At 40.9% G+C, this 20,022-nt stretch carries 15 protein-coding genes; 7 read left to right on the top strand and 8 right to left on the bottom strand.

Annotated elements, in window-relative coordinates; translation table 11 throughout:
- Positions 1-19: 19 nt before the first annotated feature.
- The 8 genes from ACQY4U_RS13620 to ACQY4U_RS13585 form a co-directional block, all read right to left on the bottom strand.
- The gene (locus ACQY4U_RS13620; protein WP_428329987.1) at positions 20-2,476 is read right to left on the bottom strand and encodes a TonB-dependent receptor plug domain-containing protein; all 2,457 of its coding nucleotides are present in this window, start codon (positions 2,474-2,476) and stop codon (positions 20-22) included.
- Positions 2,477-2,682: 206 nt separating this feature from the next.
- The gene (locus ACQY4U_RS13615) at positions 2,683-2,925 is read right to left on the bottom strand and encodes a hypothetical protein (protein ID WP_428329986.1); all 243 of its coding nucleotides are present in this window, start codon (positions 2,923-2,925) and stop codon (positions 2,683-2,685) included.
- A gap of 98 nt (positions 2,926-3,023) precedes the next feature.
- Positions 3,024-3,692 carry an ATP-binding cassette domain-containing protein gene (locus tag ACQY4U_RS13610; RefSeq protein WP_428329985.1) on the bottom strand — a complete coding sequence of 223 codons (669 nt, stop codon included), beginning with the start codon at positions 3,690-3,692 and terminating at the stop codon, positions 3,024-3,026.
- Positions 3,693-4,049: 357 nt separating this feature from the next.
- Entirely contained in the window at positions 4,050-5,243 is a 1,194-nt protein-coding gene (locus tag ACQY4U_RS13605) for an MFS transporter (RefSeq protein ID WP_428329984.1), read from the bottom strand.
- A gap of 47 nt (positions 5,244-5,290) precedes the next feature.
- Complete coding sequence (locus ACQY4U_RS13600; protein ID WP_428329983.1) at positions 5,291-5,743, bottom strand: C40 family peptidase; 453 nt, start codon at positions 5,741-5,743, stop codon at positions 5,291-5,293.
- A gap of 437 nt (positions 5,744-6,180) precedes the next feature.
- Positions 6,181-7,215: a YncE family protein gene (locus ACQY4U_RS13595; protein ID WP_428329982.1), complete on the bottom strand. Its 1,035-nt coding sequence runs from the start codon at positions 7,213-7,215 to the stop codon at positions 6,181-6,183.
- Between the two features lie 59 nt (positions 7,216-7,274).
- Positions 7,275-9,740, bottom strand: a complete 2,466-nt coding sequence (locus ACQY4U_RS13590; RefSeq protein ID WP_428329980.1) for a TonB-dependent receptor domain-containing protein — start codon at positions 9,738-9,740, stop codon at positions 7,275-7,277.
- A gap of 100 nt (positions 9,741-9,840) precedes the next feature.
- Positions 9,841-10,257: an EamA family transporter gene (locus ACQY4U_RS13585; RefSeq protein ID WP_428329979.1), complete on the bottom strand. Its 417-nt coding sequence runs from the start codon at positions 10,255-10,257 to the stop codon at positions 9,841-9,843.
- A gap of 135 nt (positions 10,258-10,392) precedes the next feature.
- Here ACQY4U_RS13585 and ACQY4U_RS13580 point away from each other — a divergent pair, with 135 nt between their 5' ends.
- The 7 genes from ACQY4U_RS13580 to ACQY4U_RS13550 all read left to right on the top strand — a co-directional run bounded on the left by ACQY4U_RS13580 (position 10,393) and on the right by ACQY4U_RS13550 (position 19,918).
- Positions 10,393-11,070 (top strand): response regulator transcription factor, encoded by a 678-nt coding sequence (locus ACQY4U_RS13580; RefSeq protein WP_428329978.1) that lies wholly within the window; start codon positions 10,393-10,395, stop codon positions 11,068-11,070.
- Positions 11,067-12,377 (top strand): sensor histidine kinase, encoded by a 1,311-nt coding sequence (locus ACQY4U_RS13575; protein WP_428329977.1) that lies wholly within the window; start codon positions 11,067-11,069, stop codon positions 12,375-12,377. Before ACQY4U_RS13580 ends, ACQY4U_RS13575 begins: the two co-directional genes overlap by 4 nt.
- A 98-nt stretch (positions 12,378-12,475) precedes the next feature.
- Positions 12,476-13,711: a TolC family protein gene (locus ACQY4U_RS13570; RefSeq protein ID WP_428329976.1), complete on the top strand. Its 1,236-nt coding sequence runs from the start codon at positions 12,476-12,478 to the stop codon at positions 13,709-13,711.
- 67 nt (positions 13,712-13,778) lie between these two features.
- On the top strand, positions 13,779-14,669 hold the full coding sequence (locus ACQY4U_RS13565) for an efflux RND transporter periplasmic adaptor subunit (RefSeq protein ID WP_428329975.1): 891 nt from the start codon (positions 13,779-13,781) through the stop codon (positions 14,667-14,669).
- Complete coding sequence (locus ACQY4U_RS13560; RefSeq protein ID WP_428329974.1) at positions 14,666-17,767, top strand: efflux RND transporter permease subunit; 3,102 nt, start codon at positions 14,666-14,668, stop codon at positions 17,765-17,767. The genes ACQY4U_RS13565 and ACQY4U_RS13560 overlap by 4 nt, the downstream gene beginning before the upstream one ends.
- 250 nt (positions 17,768-18,017) lie before the next feature.
- Positions 18,018-19,025, top strand: a complete 1,008-nt coding sequence (locus ACQY4U_RS13555; protein WP_428329973.1) for a fatty acid desaturase — start codon at positions 18,018-18,020, stop codon at positions 19,023-19,025.
- A gap of 68 nt (positions 19,026-19,093) precedes the next feature.
- Complete coding sequence (locus tag ACQY4U_RS13550) at positions 19,094-19,918, top strand: sterol desaturase family protein (protein WP_428329972.1); 825 nt, start codon at positions 19,094-19,096, stop codon at positions 19,916-19,918.
- Positions 19,919-20,022 lie beyond the last annotated feature (104 nt).

Genomic DNA, 20,022 nt, shown 5'->3' with positions numbered 1-20,022 from the left:
CATCCCCGTAAATTACGTTTTATTCAACCTTATATTTATAAACCTGCCTGCCTAAATTGCCCTTACTGTCAAAACCTTCAACTACTACCCTGTAGGTACCTGTACCATCCGCATTAAAGAAACTGAAGGTGGCGTTGCCATCAGCATCGGTAGTAACATCCGGTTTCCAGAAAATGGTGGTGCGCGGGTCTGCCAGCTTGCTATTTTGCTGCCCGGCATTATAATGAGGGGTATAAAACTCCCTTGCTTTATAAAAACCATTAGGCGACACAGAAAATACCCCCGGCGACATTTCTGTACTTACTGCCGATGAGGAAGAAGATCCCTGCCGGGTAGTGATCACCAAAATACCCGCACCACCCGCTACACCATAAATAGATGCATTAGGGCCTTTCAAAACTTCAACCGTTTCAACAGCATTGGGGTTTACCACATCAACACTACCGGAAGTTAATTCACCATCAATAACCAAACCCATTGGCTCGCTTAAAGAAGCATTCAGGCTTACTACCAGCGACGTTTTTAAATAGGGTACTCCCCCCTGAAAATCAATCCCCCGGGCTATCCCATTTAGTGCGGTTGATAAAGTAGGCGAATTTTTAATATCATCACCCAAAATAACCTGGTCTGCATGGCCAGGGCCACCTAAGTTTGATGACCTGTAGTTATCCTTTCTATTTGAGCCTGCACTTTTATCGGCTCCAAGCGCCGCTTTATTTGATTCGCGGCTGGCAGTCATAGCACCACTTGCTTGGTTGCCTTGCAGCGATGCCAGGATGTCGGCATTTGAATTATATTTAGCCTCTGTTGCATTGGCTGTGCTTATCTCCGGGCCGGCCATAGGAGGGTCAAAAGTAACCACCGTTGCATTTTTACCGGAGGCTGATTTTGTTTTCAGGATAAAGTGCGAGCCTGTTTCAAATATCATATTGGCAAACCTGAATTTTCCCTGCGCGTCAGTTTGTTCAACCCTTAGTGCCGCGCCTGCATCGGGTATCAGTGTAACCTGTGTATTGGCTAAAGGTACGCCCGCTTTGGTTTTTACAGTCCCTGCTATATCCATATATTGCTCTGGCTTATAGGTTCCGGCCGTAGTGCTGGCGTTATCATTCAGCAACTGTTTCCAAACAAACCTGCGATAGCCCTGGGTAAGCATCAGCACATCCAGATCGGCACGGGTATCTTTATTTATATTGGCGAAATAGTAATTGGGTTTTTCAACATACCCTTTTAAATCCGAGGTTAATAAAAGGTTGGTCAATATGGTATTTTCTGCATTTTCATCAACCAATATTTTACTTTCATCAACTACCGAAACAGAGAAAGAGCCGTTTACCGGGTTACCATCCTTATTTTTAGCATTAAAGGTTAACTGCACGTTTTCGCGCTTGGCAAAAGCAGATTTATTAGTATTAAGCGAGAGCTTAAGCAGATCAGGATTCTGTATAAACACCAAACGCTCATTCAAAGGCTCACCCGTTTGCGAAAACAAGGTTACCTGTAAAATACCTGTCCGGAAATTACTGGTTGGTATATCAAGGCCCAATATCTCGTTATCAAGCTTGGTTTTAACGGTGCGTACCGCACCCGCCCAATAGATCAGCATATTCAGGTCCTTATTCAGGTTCTCTTTATAATAAGCGCGGTTAGCTTTTATTTCTATGGATAGTTTATTGGGGTTATCACTGTTTACTGCCAGTGTAATTCCTTTTGCCTCAACGGCAGGCAGGTTAACCGTGGCTTGCGAACCATCGCCATAAGTGATTTTTGCTTTATAAGTACGGCCCTCTTCGGGGATAAAATCAAACATGCCCATACCCAAATGTGTAGCGGCAATTTTTGCTACCTCTTTATTATCATTATCAAGCACAACACCCTTAACATTCACGCCCAAACCATCGGTCCCCAAAGCTTTGAAGGCTACTTTTGAATGAATATCAACTACAAGGTTACCTCCCTCCGGAAAGAATTGGAGATCAGGATGGGCGGATTGTTTAGCCGTTTCGGCAACCCTATCCACATTGTTGATGGAACTTACAGAAATATACTGGTCAAAATAGTAAGGGTGTGTATCGTTCCGCATCCACTGGGTGTAGGCCCGTATGCGGTAGCTGCCTTTGCGTAAGGTATCGGGCAAACTAAAATCACCCCAGCCCGTACCGCCAACCAACTGTATGGCTAATGACTTCATCAGCACATCATTTTTATCGATCAGGTCAACATGCAAAATACCGCTGATCTTGGTTGGTTCATGGCGTTCGCCCATGGTAACATACGCTTTAAAATACACGGCATCGCCCGCCACATAGTAAGGATAAGGCCTGTCAAAGTGCAGGTATGCTTTTTCGATAATGTGATCAGTGATCAGGTTCCTTACTTTTGATATAGCATTCTTTAATACCGCGCTATCGGTTTGGCAAAAAGCAATTGTTTGGAACGAAACAAACAATGCAACAGTAAAAAGTATTTTTTTCATAGCGAAACAGGTTAAGTTTTCAATAAATACAATACTTATAAACGTCAATACTTAATTTGCCCTAATAAGATCTACGGCTAAACAGGTATAAAAGAAGGCGTTAAAACAAATATTATTGATGGTTTATAATTGGCTGTTTAAATGTACCCATCTTTTAGAAAAGAAAAAATATATTTTTTGAATAATATTAACGGGGACAGGATACCTTATCTGAAAGGCCTGAAAGAGGCAGCAGCCAACAAAAGCTGCTCATTATTTATAAGCTCAGGGGCTTCAAACTGCTGCTGAACAAGTGGATTTGAAAAACGGATAGTACCCTGCTGGGTTTTAACCATTACTTCGTTAGTACTAAAACTATGGTCTTTGTAATTACCGATGGAAGGATCAAGGGGCTCTAACCTGATCAGTAATTCAACAATAGCATAGGTTGGCAAATTGCTTTTACGCATGGCGCAAAGCTACATTAAGCTATTGTAAATTATAAATTACTTTTTTGTTAATTATATCGGCATAATAAAAATGTGTTAATGTTTAATTAACTATTTAATTACCTGCCGGCATCTAAGCGTACATAACCGAGCCTATCCAGATCATCCAGTGTTTTTGCCTGGTGTGTTTTGCCATCCTTTAACAGGTAAACGCTATCGCTGATGTCTAACAAATGGCTGTACATGTGATCTGTTATCAGCATGCCCTTATTTGCTTTTTCCTCTACCAAAAACTCTTTTATATTATCAATCTGAATGGGATTAAGATGGGTAAACGGCTCATCGAGCATGGCAAACAGCGATGGTGTTTTAACAATAATATACAGTTCCAGCGTTCGCCACTGGCCGCCCGAAAGCTGGTTAACTTTCAGATCGTACCGCGAATTAAATTCAGGAAAGCGCCGTTCAAATTCAGTAGGGGATAATTGAAAATCATCCATTACCTTTTTTACGGTAAGCGTTTTGGGGATAAAATTAAACTGCGGCAGGTAAAGCAGCAAATCGGGCCGCTTGCTGGCATTGCGCACCATGTTACCATCAAACCTTACCGAATTAATTGATGAATTTAAAGTACCTAATATAACATTCATTAAGCAGGTTTTACCCTGGCCGTTACGACCCAGCAGCCCGGTTATTTTCCCGGTTTCGCATTTTATATAAACATCTGATAATATGCTGCGCAGGCCAAAATCAAGTTGTATGCCATCTGCCTCAAGGGTGTGTATCATGCGCAGTTAATGTGCTATTATAATTAAGATAAGCCAAAGCAAAAAATCAAAAACTGATGTGGAAACGATCAGTAAAACTTTAGAAACCCCGAGGTTTTGGTAATAATACAACTCCTTCTTTCTTGAATAGATGGATGAGTAACATATTACTCCCATAGTGATCACTTTAAACCAAAACAACACACCTATTATTTCCATAGCGTGTGAGTTGTAATAGCGCAGCAATGCTACACAACAAAAGGTGATGAGCAAGTTGGCTATAAAAAATCCGCTGTAAAACCTTGTGATAAGTTTAAGGGTGCGCATAAGTTCACATAACGCATTTATTGTAAATAACTTGTTGGGCAAGTGAATTAATTATTCCATATCAGTAATTACCATTACTTCCGGCTGATCCTGCTCCTCCTGAATATTTGATACCAGGTAAACGATTAAGCCACCCAACAAGGCTATTATAGCAAACGACAACCGTAAACTGGCTGCCTGCGCCACAAACCCTACAAAGGGAGGCACCAATACAAAACCAAGATAGCCCACAGTTGAAATAGATGCCAAAGCCGATGCACTGCTCATGGTTTTTGATTTGCCAGCCAAACTAAATATCATTGGCACAATGCAGGATACGCCGAAGCCCACTAATATAAAACCTAAGCCTACAGTTACCAGATAAGGTAAAGCCACAGCCAGTAATAAGCCGCACAAAATAAATACCCCGCTAACCTTTAGTACTTTATTTATACCAAATTTGGTTACCACTTTATCACCAAAAAAACGTCCCGTAGTCATGGCTATCAGGTAGATAACAAAAGCTGCCGTGGCGATGGTTTTATTATCATATACCTGTTTTTGAAAGTAGAGGGCACTCCAGTCGTACATGGTATTTTCGCAGGCCATACTGGCAAAGCAGATAAATGAAAATTTGAGAAGCGATTTATCAGGCAGCGAAAACATAGGTTTACGCACCTGCTTTACCGGTTTGATATAAAGCGTGGTTTTAATAAAAAACAGCGTACATACTGCTAACGATATACTTACAAAAATAAAGTGCCAGGCGGTGGCAACATTAAAGTATACCATTACTAATCCCACTGCTGCCCCTGCAAAGCCAGCCATGCTCCATATACCGTGAAACGTTGCCATTATTGATTTACTGTACAAACCCTGCACCGCAACCGCCTGCGTATTTATGGAGAGCGTTTGCAAATTACGGGCGCACCCGAAAAAGAACAAAGCCCCCATTAACTGCCACATACTGTTTGAAAACCCTATAAATACCAGTATGGTACATAAAAGCATGGTGCCAAACAATATAATACTGCGGCTGCTATAACGGTTTAACAATTTGTTGGTGATGGGCATGGTAAACATTAGCCCTATGGGGATGGCAAATAAAACTGTGCCTAACTGGGCATCGTTTAAATGGAGCTGGTGTTTAATGGTAGGGATACGTGAGGCCCAGGTTGCAAAACCAAAGCCAGACACGAAATAGAATATGGCGGTTCCTATTCTTAGCTGCCTGGGGGTTTTTATGTTGATGGCTGTTTCGTCCACAATATTTGCGGGACTAAATACAAGTTAAACTAAAATTGAAAAGAAACTTATAAACTGGCCTGCACTACCAGCAAATTATCATTTTGTTTAAGCACGCGTATAATTTGTACAAAACGGCGGCGGTAGGTTTTATCCATATTGGTTATGGTAACACCATGCTCTTTGCCCGATGTTGAGTGGATAAACTTAAAGTCATCGCCAACATTACTGAATACGATGCCAACGTGGCCAATTCTGCGGGTATGTTTTTTTGTGCCGGTAAATAATATAATATCACCTGGTTTAGCATCTTCAAATTTCACTTTTTGGCCGATACCAATAAATTCGTATGATGAGCGGGGAACAACGAAATTAAAGCTTTTAAAAACATAACTCACAAAGCCCGAACAATCAAAACCGCGAAGCGGATCAGAACAGGCAGAGCGGTAATGGATCCCTATTAAATTTTGAGCAAAATTCAGAATGCTTTCAGCAGATACGCTATCAGCACTTAAGACCATGTTTGTTGGTCTTGCTATAAAATTCCTGTTAGTTTTTTTGGCGCATACCGCACTAAACGATACCGCAGCCAAACACAAAAGGATAATTAGGGTTGATAAATTTTTCCTCATCTACGAGGGGCAATTTATTAAAATTATTTAATTAAGGCAATAAATTATCAAAAATTTAAAATAAAGTATTTCTAATTGAAATTTATGCAGAAAACAAGCATAATTGCCTGCTATCCTATTTAAGGGAAATGACGGCTTTATTTTTTTATTGTTTGGGATTGCTTCGTAACTCGCAAGGACGCGTTTGAACTACGGAACGTCATTGCGATGAGGTACGAAGAAGCAATCACCTACTGTGCAGATCAACCATGATTGGCGGTTCTGTTAGTCGGGGATTGCTTCGCTATCGCTCGCAAGGACGAGTAGAATAGGAAATCTTAAGCTGCTTATTTCCCAACCACAACTACATGAAAAGTACCCGGAATTTGTTGCGGGCGCGGGTGTGCATTTTCGGCAGTTGGCTCAACCGGTTTTAATTGTGCGGTAGGTAAATAAAGTTTATGGGTAAGGGTATCAATACCTATGGTCCTGGCACCTTTTTCACTTTTAATATTCTCAACAAACTCAAATTTATCAGCACTTAATTCACGGATCACCGAAATTGTGCCTTCGTTATTTGAGCTGTAAGCCTGTTTTAATTCAGGATCAAAAGCAACACCGTCACAATCACCAATAGGGAACTTGCCTACTATTTTACCATTGGTTGCATTTAAAACAATCATGGTTTTATTACCGCCGCAGCCAATAAATAAACGCTTTGTTTTAGTATCAATTGCCAGGCCCGAAGGTTCTTCGCCGCCTTCCAGCTTCCACCTGTTCAATACTTTAAATGTGGCGGCGTCTATCTCAACCTCTTCGTTGGTATCTTCAATATTAACATATACTTTTCCTTTACCGTCAGATACGCCGGTTTCGGGCTTGCCGCCCAAAGGTATGTTTGCAACTACTTGATCGGTTACGGCATCAATTACGGTAGCATCTTTACTGCGGCCATTAAAGGCATAAACTTTTTTCGAAAACTCATCATAAAAAATAGCATCAGGGTTTGTACCCGCAGCCACCTGTTTTATCACCTGGTTTGTTTTTAAATCAAACACGGTAACATTATTTGCACGGCCATTACTGGTATAGCCTTTATTAAGGCCCGGTGCCAATGCAATACCATGTACGCCTTTAGTATCAGGGATAATGCCTACCGAATCGCCGGTTGCTACATCCAATATATTAACCTGCATACCGTGCGATGCGTAGATGCGTTTGCTTGCACCATCAACGGTTATATAATCCCAGCCGCCACTACTTTTAATAGGGAAGGTGGTTAATACTTTAAAGCCTGTTTTTGTTTGTGCAGATAAACTTACAGGCAAGGCTAAAGCTATACCTGCTAAAGCTGCAAAAAGTGGTTTTGATGAAAGTTTCATAATTGAGGTTTTATATGGTTGTATAAATATTGTGAATTAATAATTGGTATATATTTTATTTATCCGCCGTTATTATCGCTTGGTGCCTGTCCGTTATCATCGCGTTCCTTATCTTTTTTAAACTCAAGCTTGCCAAATTTATAGCTTAAGCTGATACCAAACGAACGGAATGGCAGCTGCCTGATATTGGTCTGATCGAAGTTTGAACCAAATGTTGTTGATTTTTGGTTTACATACTGATTGAAAGGATTAGCAGCAGTTAAGCCAATACTTGCCTTTTTATTCATTATCTGCTTGCGCACGGCAATGTTATAGAATGCAAATGCCGGGTTTGTACCTTGTATGCCCTTTTGCGATGAACGGTAATTTACAAAAAGCTCAGCGGCCAGGTTGTTACCAAAATCGTAGCTGCCGTTTAGGTTAATGCGGTAAGCAAAGCCGCTAACCTGCGGGCTGCCCGGATTATCGGTTATCCTATCGGCAAAAAACATGTTAGAGCGTAAGCTAAGTTTGCTGGTTACCGGTAATGATCCATATAAGTTTATGCCCGTTGTTGTTTCCTTGCCAATATTATAACGCTGGTTAAGCGAAACATTGGAATAGGTTGAATCGCCTACTTTTAAGCTCGAATAAAATGTGGTGAATGATTGTATATCATTAGTGTTATACCTGTAAAATGCCGCTATGTAAATATTTGCCCCCTTGCTGAATGACTTATTGTACCCCAGCTCAAAATTATGCCCCAACTCAGGTTTCAGATCCGGATTACCGGTACTGATATTGTGCGGATCGCTGATGTTATAGAAAGGGTTAAGTGAGCGGTAATCGGGCCGCTCTAAACGGTAACTATAGCTGAATTTGATGGTCTGCGTTTTATCTAACTTATGCGAAATCACAAACGATGGTGCAAAAATGCCGTACGACGGGATATTAGTTCCGGGAAAATCAGAAGTAGTGCTGGTATGCTCGTACCTTAACCCTGCCTTACCATCAATAAAGTTTTTAAACAATGAAAATGACGATGAAAGGTAATAGGCAAAAATATCGCGCTTGTAATTAAATGAATACGTTTGAAAAGGATCGGGCACATAATTGCCATTGCTAAGCTTTTGGCTCAATACCGTATTATTCAGGTTTTCAATTACAGCCTTGGCACCTGTTTCAATAGTAAAATCTTTAGCTATCGGCTGTGCATAGTCCACAGAAATATCTGTTTCCCTGTCTTTACCGGGGTTGCTGCTTACGGAGCCTGTTGCAGGCAGGCCTGCGGTAATATAATCCTGCTGTAAGCTGTAATCATTATTGTTTGTACCGTAGCTGGAGTTAAACAGTACATTAAGCTCCTGCCCTTCCTTAGCAAATGTTTTTTTATAGGCCACGCTCCAATCGGTTGAGTTTGCACTGAAACGGCTGTTTGAATTTGCCAAGCTTAGCGTATCTAACGTGGTATTATTTAATGACGAATAGGTACTTTGATTTTGGTTGGTTATACCACCACCATGATTACCAAAATGATTAAAGTTAATAGCTGCCGTTAGTTCATCCTTTGGGGTGATGCTCCAGTTTAAACTAAAGCCTGATTGGTAACCGCTTCTTTTAAAAGCACTGCTCCCCTTTTGATACAGCTGGGTAACGGTATCCCTTGTTTTGCTGTACGATGTGCGGTTGGTAGTATTAATTGCCGTACTGTTTAACTGCTCATTTCCGCTAAAAAATGCATTAACGCCAAAGTTCCCTTTACGGGCATTCAGGTTAAATGATCCGTTCTCTAACCTTGTACCTGCCGATAGGTTAACACTGCCGTTTATGCCTTGTATCTTACTATCCTTTAAAACAATGTTAACTATACCACCGGTACCTTCGGCATCGTATTTTGCGCCAGGGCTGGTAATCACCTCAATACTCTTTATCTGGCTGGCAGGTATGGATTGCAGTGCATCTGCAAGGCTTGCCCCAAAAATGCTCGATGGTTTACCGTTTATTAAAAAGCGTACATTGGCATTACCCATCAGCTCAACATTACCATCAATATCAACCGTGATCATTGGTACTTTCTTTAAAACATCCAATGCAACGCCGCCCTGTGCGGTAAGGTCATTAGCGGGGTTATAAACTAATTTATCAATCTTGTTTTCAACCGTTGGGGCGCTGGCCGTTATAACCACCCCCTTTAACTGGTTTTGAACAGGTGCCAATAAAATAGCAGCTAATACAATATTTTTAGCTGTACTGCTGATGCTTACATGATCAATAGTTTGGCGCTTATAGCCCAAAAAATCAACTGTTATGCTGTATTCGCCAGCCGATATATTATCAATTTTAAAGTTCCCCTTCGGATCAGTGCTGGCACCATTAAACGGCGAAGTGCTGCCCTGTTTGTAAACGCTTACGGTGGCATAATCAACCGGTAATTTGGTAACAGCATCTGTTACCTTACCGCTTATTTTACCTTTATCATTATTACCCTGCGCGTTAGCACCCAATGATATAATGACTAAAAAAAACAGAATGCAAATATTCCTCATGTATTATCCCAAGTAATCTATCCTTCAAATTTGAATGATAACTCTGGATTAAAACTGAATTTTAAAATACAGCAGTATTTTTGTTACACAAAGCAATAAATCAGGCAAATATCAGCACAACACTGCCCCCTATTATCATTAAAGCCCCCACTATTTGCTTTACATTAAGCGATTCTTTTAAAAACACCACCGCCAAAATAATGGCCAGTGCCACGCTAAGCTTATCAATAGGCGCTACCTGCGATACCTTACCCAGTTGCAGGGCCTTAAAATAGCAGATCCACGACAGGCCTGTTGCACAGCCTGAGAGCACCAGGAAGATCCAGTTAATGCGCGTTAAGCCTCCAATAGTTTCGGTACTGCCCTTAAAAATGGCTATGGCCCAGGCCAGCAATAAAATAACTACGGTGCGGATAGCTGTTGCCAGATCGGTATCTACACCTTTAATTCCGATTTTTGCAAATATTGCAGTTAGGGCTGCAAACAGGGCCGATAGTAATGCGTAGATCCACCACATAATTAATTATTTTTAAGGTAAATGAAGGCTAAGTTAACTGTAAAAGCTGTATTAAAACTGTTTGCCGGGCTTATTGATTTTGCATAATCCAAAATCTTTACAAAATTGAGTTTGTACATTTAACAAAAAAATACTTTGAAGATATTGATCATTGAAGATGAGGAAGGCCTGCGCGAAAGTATTGAAGAATATTTTACCGAAGCAGGCAATATTTGCGAAACTGCAGACAGTTATGCCAATGCTATGACCAAGGTAAACCTGTACAGGTATGATTGTATCCTGCTTGATATTACGCTGCCCGGTGGTAACGGCCTCAATATTTTAAGAAGTTTAAAAGATAACGGGCATGCCGACGGTGTGCTCATCATATCCGCAAAGAACTCATTAGACGACCGCCTGGAAGGATTGAACATTGGAGCCGATGATTACCTGGTAAAACCTTTCCACCTGTCCGAATTAAAGGCACGCGTTTCGGCCATAATTCGCCGTAAATCATACAATGGCAGCAACCAATTAATTTTTAACGAAATCACTATTGATCTTTTAGCCAAAGATGTTAAGGTTGATAAATCAGCGGTTAAACTTACACGTAAGGAATATGCGCTATTGCTTTACTTTATTGCCAACAAAGGTAAAGTGGTATCAAAAAATGCCATTGCCGAACATTTATGGGGCGATGGTATTGATATGGCCAATAATTTTGATTTTATCTATTCGCACATCAAAAACATCCGTAAAAAATTAATGGAGGCAGGCTGTAACGATTATATACAGGCCGCCTATGGTATGGGTTATAAGTTTACCGACCAATGAAACTTTTAGCCCGTTACAACCGCGTAAACCTTATTACTACAATAGTAGTGATGCTGATAACGGGTATAATTTATTACCAGGCAATCAGCCTGATACTCACCAATCAAAAGGATCGCGACCTGATGGTGGAAGAGCAGGAGATATTTGATTACGTAAAATTAAACCACCAATTACCGCAAACCTTTCAATCAAACGATCAGCAGATCACTTTTCAGCAGGTGCAGCCGGGCTCGGTAACCCGCGAGTTTATCAATACCGAGTATTTTGAAAAATGGAGCGAAGAAGAGATCCACAGAAAGCACCGGCATCATAAAGAACAGCAAGGCGAGTACGAATCTGGCCGTGGGTTAATCAGTTCAATTACCGTTGGCGATAAATATTATAAGATCCAGATCATTGAATCGAAGGTAGAAACTGAGGATCTGATCCGCCTGATATTTGCTATTACTATTGGCGTGATCCTGCTGTTACTTTTTGTTTTGTTGGTTATCAACCGACTAATATTAAACAGGATATGGCAGCCATTTTACAGCATTATGAAGGAGCTAAGGCTTTTTAATATTGCCGATACACACGAGATCCCGCAGTTAAATACCTCTATTGAAGAATTTAAGGAGCTGAATGATGCAGTAGCCGATATGGCTGCAAAGGCAAAACATGAATATAAAGACCTCAAGATATTTACTGAAAATGCATCACACGAGTTACTGACCCCAATTGCAGTTATCAACTCAAAGCTGGATACCCTGATACAAACGGAGAATTTCAGCGAAAGGCAGAGTAAGTTATTGAATGATCTTTACAGCGCAGCATCCCGGCTGAACCGCTTAAACCAATCTTTATTACTATTGGTGAAAATTGAGAACCGCCTGCTGCACGAACAGCAACAAATTAAACTGCACGAACTGGCCGAGGAAATGATAGTGCAGTTTGAAGAGATTTTTCAGGATAAAGGCATAAAGCTTACCTATAAATTAGCGCCTAAAGAAATTTATGCCAGCAAGTATTTAGCAGAAATACTGTTAAGCAACCTGATAAGTAACGCCATAAGGCATAATCATAAAAACGGGGAGATAATTATTAACCTGGATGCCGGTAGATTCATTATCCAAAACACCGGGAATAGTGAAGCACTACCCGACGAAAAAATATTTACCCGTTTCCATAAATCATCAGGCTCGGAGGGTAGTGGTTTGGGTTTAACTATTTCTAAACAGATCTGTGAGAATTTTAAATTTTCGCTTAAATACTCATTTATAGATAAATACCATACTTTTATTATTGATTTTAACGATAACAAACACTAAATACCGGGTAGGAAAGCGTATGTAACATTATTGCCCGTCCTAAATTAATCCAGAATTATATAATAGTTTAGCTTATAAATATCCTTACTGATAATTGAATGAAATTGCTCTTCAGCATTATATTGTGCGCATTTACCTGTTCTGTTTCTTTAGCGCAAACTTATTCGCTTGATCATTACCTCGAAACTGCCAAAAATAACAGCCCGCTTTTAAAAGATCTGCGCAACCAGGTGGCCTTGAACCAAATGGATAGCCTGCGTTTACGTGCAGGCCTTAAGCCGCAGATAAATTTAAACAGCGGTGGCCTGTATGCACCAACCATTGATGGTTATGGCTATGCCGGAGCCATAACAAACGAGCATACATTTAATGCTTTAATGGGGGTTAACCAGGCCATTGTAGGTAAAAATAATATCAACGCGCAGGTGGAAGCACTTAACCTCATCTCGCAATCGGTTGGTAATGCCAGCAAAATATCTGAGCAGGATTTAAAAAAGGCTATAACTGCCCAATATATTACGGCCTTCGGCAGCTTGCAACAGTTTAAATTTAACCGCGAAGTTATTGAGCTGCTAACAAAGGAAGAAGAACTGCTAAAAAAGCTAACCCGGTCAAACGTTTACCGCCAAAGTGATTACCTTACTTTTTTAGTCACCTTAAAACAGCAGCAATTGCAGCTGCTGCAATCGCGCCTGCAATATAAAAACGACTATACCACGCTTAATTACCTGACAGGAATAGCCGATACTACCCTGATAGAACTACAGGAGCCTAACATTCAGCAAGCCATGCTTCCGGATGCAGGCAACAGCATATTTTTCAGGCAATATAAAATTGATAGCCTAAAGCTTATCAACAGCCACCAGCTTATTGATTTTAGCTACAAACCCAAAGTGAGCTTGTTGGCCGATGGTGGCTACAATTCTGATTTTATGGGGCAGGCCTATAAAAACTTTGGCGTTAGCGCGGGCTTTACTTTCACCATGCCTATTTACGATGGTGGCCAGCGAAAAATGCAATACCGCAAACTATTCTTACAGGAAGAAACACGCCAAAGCTATAAGGCCTTTTTTAATGTGCAGTACCGCCAGCAAATAGCGCAGATAAGGCAGCAGATAAGCGAGAACGAAAACCTTTTAGTACAGATAGACGAGCAGATAAAATATACCGAAAGCCTGATAAAGGTTGATACCCAGCTTTTACAAACCGGTGATCTGCGGATAGCCGATCTGATACTGGCGGTTAACAACTATCTAACAATAAAAAACCTGCGTACCACAACCACTATTAATAAACTACAGCTCATCAATCAGTTAAATTACTGGAACCGATAACATGAAAACATTTATACTCCAATACCCCCTCACCAGGCAAATATGTTTTGTTGCGGGAATTTCCCTGATGTTATTTTCCTGCCAAAGCAAGGATAAAGCTGCTGATGATGGTGCCGATGCCAAAGTTGAATCACAAACCCCGGTTACGGTTACAACCGTTAATGACAGTACGCTAACTGATTATATTAACCTGAGTGCAACATCAACCACGCTGCAAAAAAACTACGTTAAATCAAACGCAAACGGTTATGTGGAACAGGTTAACACCCAATTGGGCCAAAACGTAAGCAAGGGCCAGTTCCTGTTCACCATTAAAACCAAAGAGGCGCAAAGCATTGGCAACAGTATTAATATTTTAGATACTACTTTTAAATTTAGCGGCGTTAACCGGATAAAGGCGGCATCGCAGGGATACATATCACAGTTGAGCCACCAAAAAGGCGATTATGTAGCTGATGGCGAACCATTGGCTGTAATAAGCGACCGCGCAAGCTTTGTATTTTTAATGCAGCTGCCTTATGAGCTTAAACAATATGTAAAAATCGGGCAAAATGTTGACCTTACCCTACCCGGCGGTATAAAAGTTGGCGGCACTGTAAGCTCATTTATGCCAACGGTTGATACCGTTTCACAAACCCAGGGTGTAGTATTAAAGATCAACAACAGCCAACAGATCCCCGAAAATTTAATTGCTAAGGCACGCATAATCAAATCGACAAAAAGCAATACCAATTCACTGCCAAAATCGGCTGTTTTAGCTAACGAAACGCAAACGGAGTTTTGGGTAATGAAACTTATAAATGCAACTACAGCCATAAAAGTACCGGTTAAAGAAGGCATCCAGGCGGGCGATAGGATCGAAATATTATCACCAAAATTCTCGCCGCAGGATAAAATTATCATCAGTGGTAATTATGGATTGCCGGATACGGCCAAAGTTAAAATAGTAACACCATGACGCCCATAAAGGATACTTTTATTACGCATAAAAAGCCCATCAGCCTGGTATTGGCCATTATTATTATGGGCGGGCTGTTTGCTTATTCAAAACTGCAAACCTCCCTGTTTCCGGAAATCACCTTCCCCAAAATAAAGATCATTGCCGATGAGGGTTTACAACCGGTAAATAAAATGATGGTTACGGTTACCAAACCGCTCGAAAACGCCATTAAACAAGTGCCCGATCTGCAATTGGTACGCAGTACTACCAGCCGCGGCAGCTGCGAGATCTCGGCCTATATGAACTGGGGGGCTGATATTGACCTGAGCCAGCAGCGCATCCAATCAAGCATTGACCAGATAAAGAATGACCTGCCTGCCGATGTTAATATATCGGTACAAAAAATGAACCCCTCGATATTGCCTGTAAGCGGATATACGCTGGAGAGCCATAGCCGTAGCCCTATTGAATTAAGGCAACTGGCAACTTATACTGTTAAGCCCTTTTTATCGCAGGTTGACGGGGTATCTGAGATCAGGGTTATTGGTGGTAAGGCCAAGGAATACTGGCTAACCCTTAACCGCCAAAAAATGAGTTCGCTTGGCTTAACGCCCGATATTATAAGCACTACGCTAAGCACTACCAACTTTGTAAAATCAGAAGGGTATTTGTCTGATTATAAAATGCTGTACCTCACCGTAACAGATGCAACCATTAACGCAAAAGACCAGTTAGAAAACCTGGTGATCAGCAATAATAAAAAGCGGGTGGTAAGGCTAAAAGATTTTGCTGAGATAGCCATACAGGAAGGGATAGAATACACCCGCATTAATGCCAACGGGCACGAAGGTGTTTTGATAGCTGTAATAAAACAACCCAATGCCAATTTGGTATCCCTGTCGGCTGATATGGACGATAAGGTTACCCAGCTGCAAAAAATATTGCCGAAGGATGTTACCATTAGGCCCTACTATGAGCAGGCTGACTTTGTAAAAGATTCTATCCAAAGCGTAAGCGATAGCTTATGGATAGGCTTGTTACTGGCCATAATTGTAGCAATTATTTTTCTGCGGTCGATAAAAGCGAGTGCGGTTATATTGATCACCATCCCGGTAACGCTTTGCCTAAGTATTGCTGTGCTGTACGCAATAGGTTATACCTTAAACATCATGACGCTGGGTGCCATTGCTGCAGCCCTGGGTTTAATTATTGATGATGCCATTGTGGTGGTTGAGCAAATTCACCGCACGCACGAGGAGCACCCGCTTGAGCATCCGCTTAAACTGATAAAAACGGCTATTGATTATTTGTTCCCGGCTATGCTGGGTTCATCGGTAAGTACTATTGTAATATTTATTCCTTTTATGCTGATGACGGGCGTTGCGGGCGCGTATTTTCATGTACTTACCAATACCATGATTATTACGCTGGTATGCTCGTTTTTTGTTACATGGATAGGGCTACCGGTGATTTATATTTTATTGAGCCGCCACAAAAGTGTAAACACCATACAGGCTAAGCAGGAAGAAATACATCATGTTAAAAAACAACGCTGGGTTAAATGGTTTATACTGCGCCCCTATGTTAGCTTGCTGATAGTTGCGGGTTTGGTGGTTGCCATTGTAATTGTACCACCCTTATTAGCAACCGGCTTTTTACCAGAGATGGACGAAGGCAGTATTGTATTGGATTATACCTCGCCACCGGGAACATCGTTAGATGAAACTGACCGAATGCTGCGCGAGGTTGAAAAAATAATTACCAAACAGCCTGAAGTAGAAGCTTATTCGCGACGTACTGGTACGCAAATGGGTTTCTTTATCACGGAGCCTAATACCGGCGATTACCTGATCCAGCTTAAAAAGAAAAGGGATAAAAGCACCGAGGAAGTAATAAGCGATCTGCGTAAAAAAATAGCGGCCAACCAGCCCGCATTGGTAATTGATTTTGGGCAGGTAATTACCGATATGCTCGATGACCTTACCACATCGGCCAAGCCCATTGAGATCAAAATATTTGGTGATGATCCGTTAAAGCTGCAAAGCCTGTCAAAACAAACTGCCGATGTGGTTAGCACTATAAAAGGCACCGCCGATGTATTTAACGGGATAGTTATTGCAGGCCCAACCGTTAGTATTGACCCTTATTACAGCAAGCTGGCCCAGTATAATATTACCCCGGCTAACTTACAGTTCCAGATACAAACCGCATTAGAGGGGAATATTATAGGTAACATGCTGGAGCGCGAACAACTGTCGCCTATCCGCATGGTTTACCCCGGTAACCGTGCTTTAAATGTACTGGGTATACAAAACCAATTAGTTTTTGTACCAAGCGGCAAGCTGGTGCCTATCAGCGAACTGGCGATGGTAAAACTTAGAGCCGGCGATGCCGAAGTGAACCGCGAAAACCTGCAATCAATAGGTATAGTAAGCGCGCGCTTAGAGGGAAGCGATCTGGGTACGGTTATCCCTGCCATACAGAAAATTATAGCACAAAAAATAAGCCTCCCATTAGGTTATCATGTGGAGTATGGCGGCGATTATGCGCAACAGCAACAATCATTTAAGGAGTTGCTGATCATTCTGATAACTTCGAGCCTGCTGGTATTTGCGGTGATCCTTTTCCTGTTCAAACAATTCCGGATAGCCGTTTTAATATTGATCATTGGCGTATTGGGTATATCGGGCAGCTTTTTGGCATTGCTTATTACCAATACCCCGTTAAATGTGGGTAGTTATACCGGGCTTATTATGATAGTAGGCATCATTGGCGAAAATGCCATATTCACCTTTTTACAGTTTAAACAAAGGGCATTGGATAATTTAAACAAAGGCGTTGAAAACAGTATTGATGAAGCAGTAGTATATTCCATATCTACAAGGTTAAGGCCTAAACTGATGACTGCATTAGGGGCTATTATAGCGCTGATGCCGCTTGCACTGGGGATTGGTGCAGGTGCACAACTGCATCAGCCATTGGCAATAGCTGTTATCGGTGGCTTTTTGGTGGCTTTGCCCCTGTTGCTCATTGTACTGCCAAGTATGATGCGCATTTTTTACAAAGCCGGTAAATTTCCTGAAAACAGTCATCCGGTTACCGAGCAGCCCAAATAATCAAATTTTCCTCAGAATTAGAACAGATATTTACACAACAAACAATTCAATACATTGAGGTAAAATTTTATTCCTATCAGCTCTGCGAAGCTGTTTTATAATTTACTTTAATGATAATAATTTAGCGTTAAGTAGAGTTTATGTAGTTCAGAATGTAATATTTACATTTTACTGAATTAAAATTTACAATAAAATTATATTTAAGCATCATATCGTTATATTTACCCATTGATGCACCTAATGCAAACTAATGATAAAAAGAACCGATTTCGTTTATTCGCAAGAGTCTGAGCCTCACCGGATAAGGACCAAAAAAATCCTCAAACAATTCCCTCAGTTAAGACAATTAATTGGGAAAAACCCGTTAACCATATTTGCTATTATTGGTTTGGTATCATTTCAGGTAGTTTTGGCCTGGTTTTTAGCCGATCAATCATGGTGGTATGTTGTGGGAGCAGCCTACCTTTTAGGTGCCTTTGCCGATCATGCTTTATTTGTAATGATACACGAGTGTACGCACCAGTTATTATTCAAAAATCGTAATGCTAACCGCTGGGCATCCATGTTTGCCAACCTGCCGCAAATATTGCCAAGCGCTATATCATTTGAAAAATATCATATTAAGCACCACTCGTTTCAAGGTGTGCATGAGCTTGATGCTGATTTACCCAACAAATGGGAAGCAAAACTGATCAGCAATTCATTTTTCGGAAAAGCACTGTGGTTATTATTCTTCCCGGTATTTCAGATCTTCCGTTTATCAAGATTAAAAGAGATCCACCCTATTGATGGCTGGATCATCACTAACTTTTTGCTGCAGGCCGCCTTTACCACTGCAATATGGTACTTTATGGGATGGCATTCCGTAACATTTTTATTGTTAAGCTTCTCTTTTTCGGTTGGCTTACATCCGCTTGGCGCCCGTTGGATACAGGAGCATTACCTTACCCACAGTGTTGAACAGGAAACTTACAGCTATTATGGCCCTTTAAACACAGTTGCGTTTAATGTGGGCTTTCATAATGAGCACCATGATTTCCCGTCTATCCCATGGAATAAATTACCATTAATAAGAAAAACTGCACCCGAGTATTATGATACACTTTACTATCATACCTCATGGACCAAGTTGTTTTTTCAATTTCTTTTTGACCGCGAAATATCACTGTTTAACAGGATATTAAGGAAAGAACGTGGTAAAGTTGCCCTTACCGATGTTTCAAAACCCGATGTGGAAATGGAACTTGCAAAAGTTTAAAAACAGTATTATATTTAAAACAACAAATAATATTTACGTTAACTGATCAAATTTTAAGTAACTCCCCTATGTCAGAATTGCGTGATTTTTTTTCTAAGCATGAGGATGTAACCCAGCTAATTTTATACGCCGGAGTAATTGCATCTTTATGGTTTGCTGAAACTATGGTTTCGCTTAATGGTGTAAAAAACAAATGGAAACATACAGCAGTTAATGCAATGTTTATTTTTACAGCCCTGCCTATCCAGCTATTTTTAACCGGTTTTATAGTAGTTATTTCAATATGGGCCAATGCACATCATTGGGGGTTAATTTACTTTATCCCGTACCATACCAATCCCTGGGTTTATTACATCAGCTTGTTTTTCCTGCTTGATTTTTGCGAATATGCTTACCATGTAACCATGCACAAAATCGATCCGCTTTGGAAATTTCACCTGGTGCACCACAGCGACCTGAAAGTTGATGTATCAACTACAGTAAGGGAGCATCCGGGCGAAACCTGTGTACGTACATGTTGCTTAATGCTTTGGACGTTTTTATTGGGCCCTGCAATCGGCGTGCTTATATTAAGGCAAACTTTTCAAACAATTGCCAATATATCTGCACATACCGAGTTCAGGCTATCGCCACGGGCAAATAAAATACTGGGCTGGTTATTTATTACACCAAACCTGCATCATGTACATCACCACTACCAGTTACCTTATACCGATTGTAATTATGGCGACGTATTAAGCGTTTGGGACAGGCTGTTTGGCACCTTTTGTGAGCTTGACCGTGAGGAAACCGTATTTGGTATTGATACCCATATGGACGAAAACGTTAACGGCAGATTTGTGAATATAATCAGGGTACCTTTTCAAAAATTAGTTCGTAAGGGCATCCATTAATCCGGTTACGTTCCGCTTCAAAATACTTTAATATAGTTTAGCATCAGGTTGTTTTTACAATTATGTGCTAAACTATTTTGCTTTTATATCCCTTCTTTTCTACC

This window comes from Mucilaginibacter sp., assembly GCF_965277465.1.
Lineage (GTDB): Bacteria > Bacteroidota > Bacteroidia > Sphingobacteriales > Sphingobacteriaceae > Mucilaginibacter.
The sequence above is the reverse complement of the archived record's forward strand: the minus strand, read 5'-3'. Positions and strand labels throughout refer to the sequence as shown.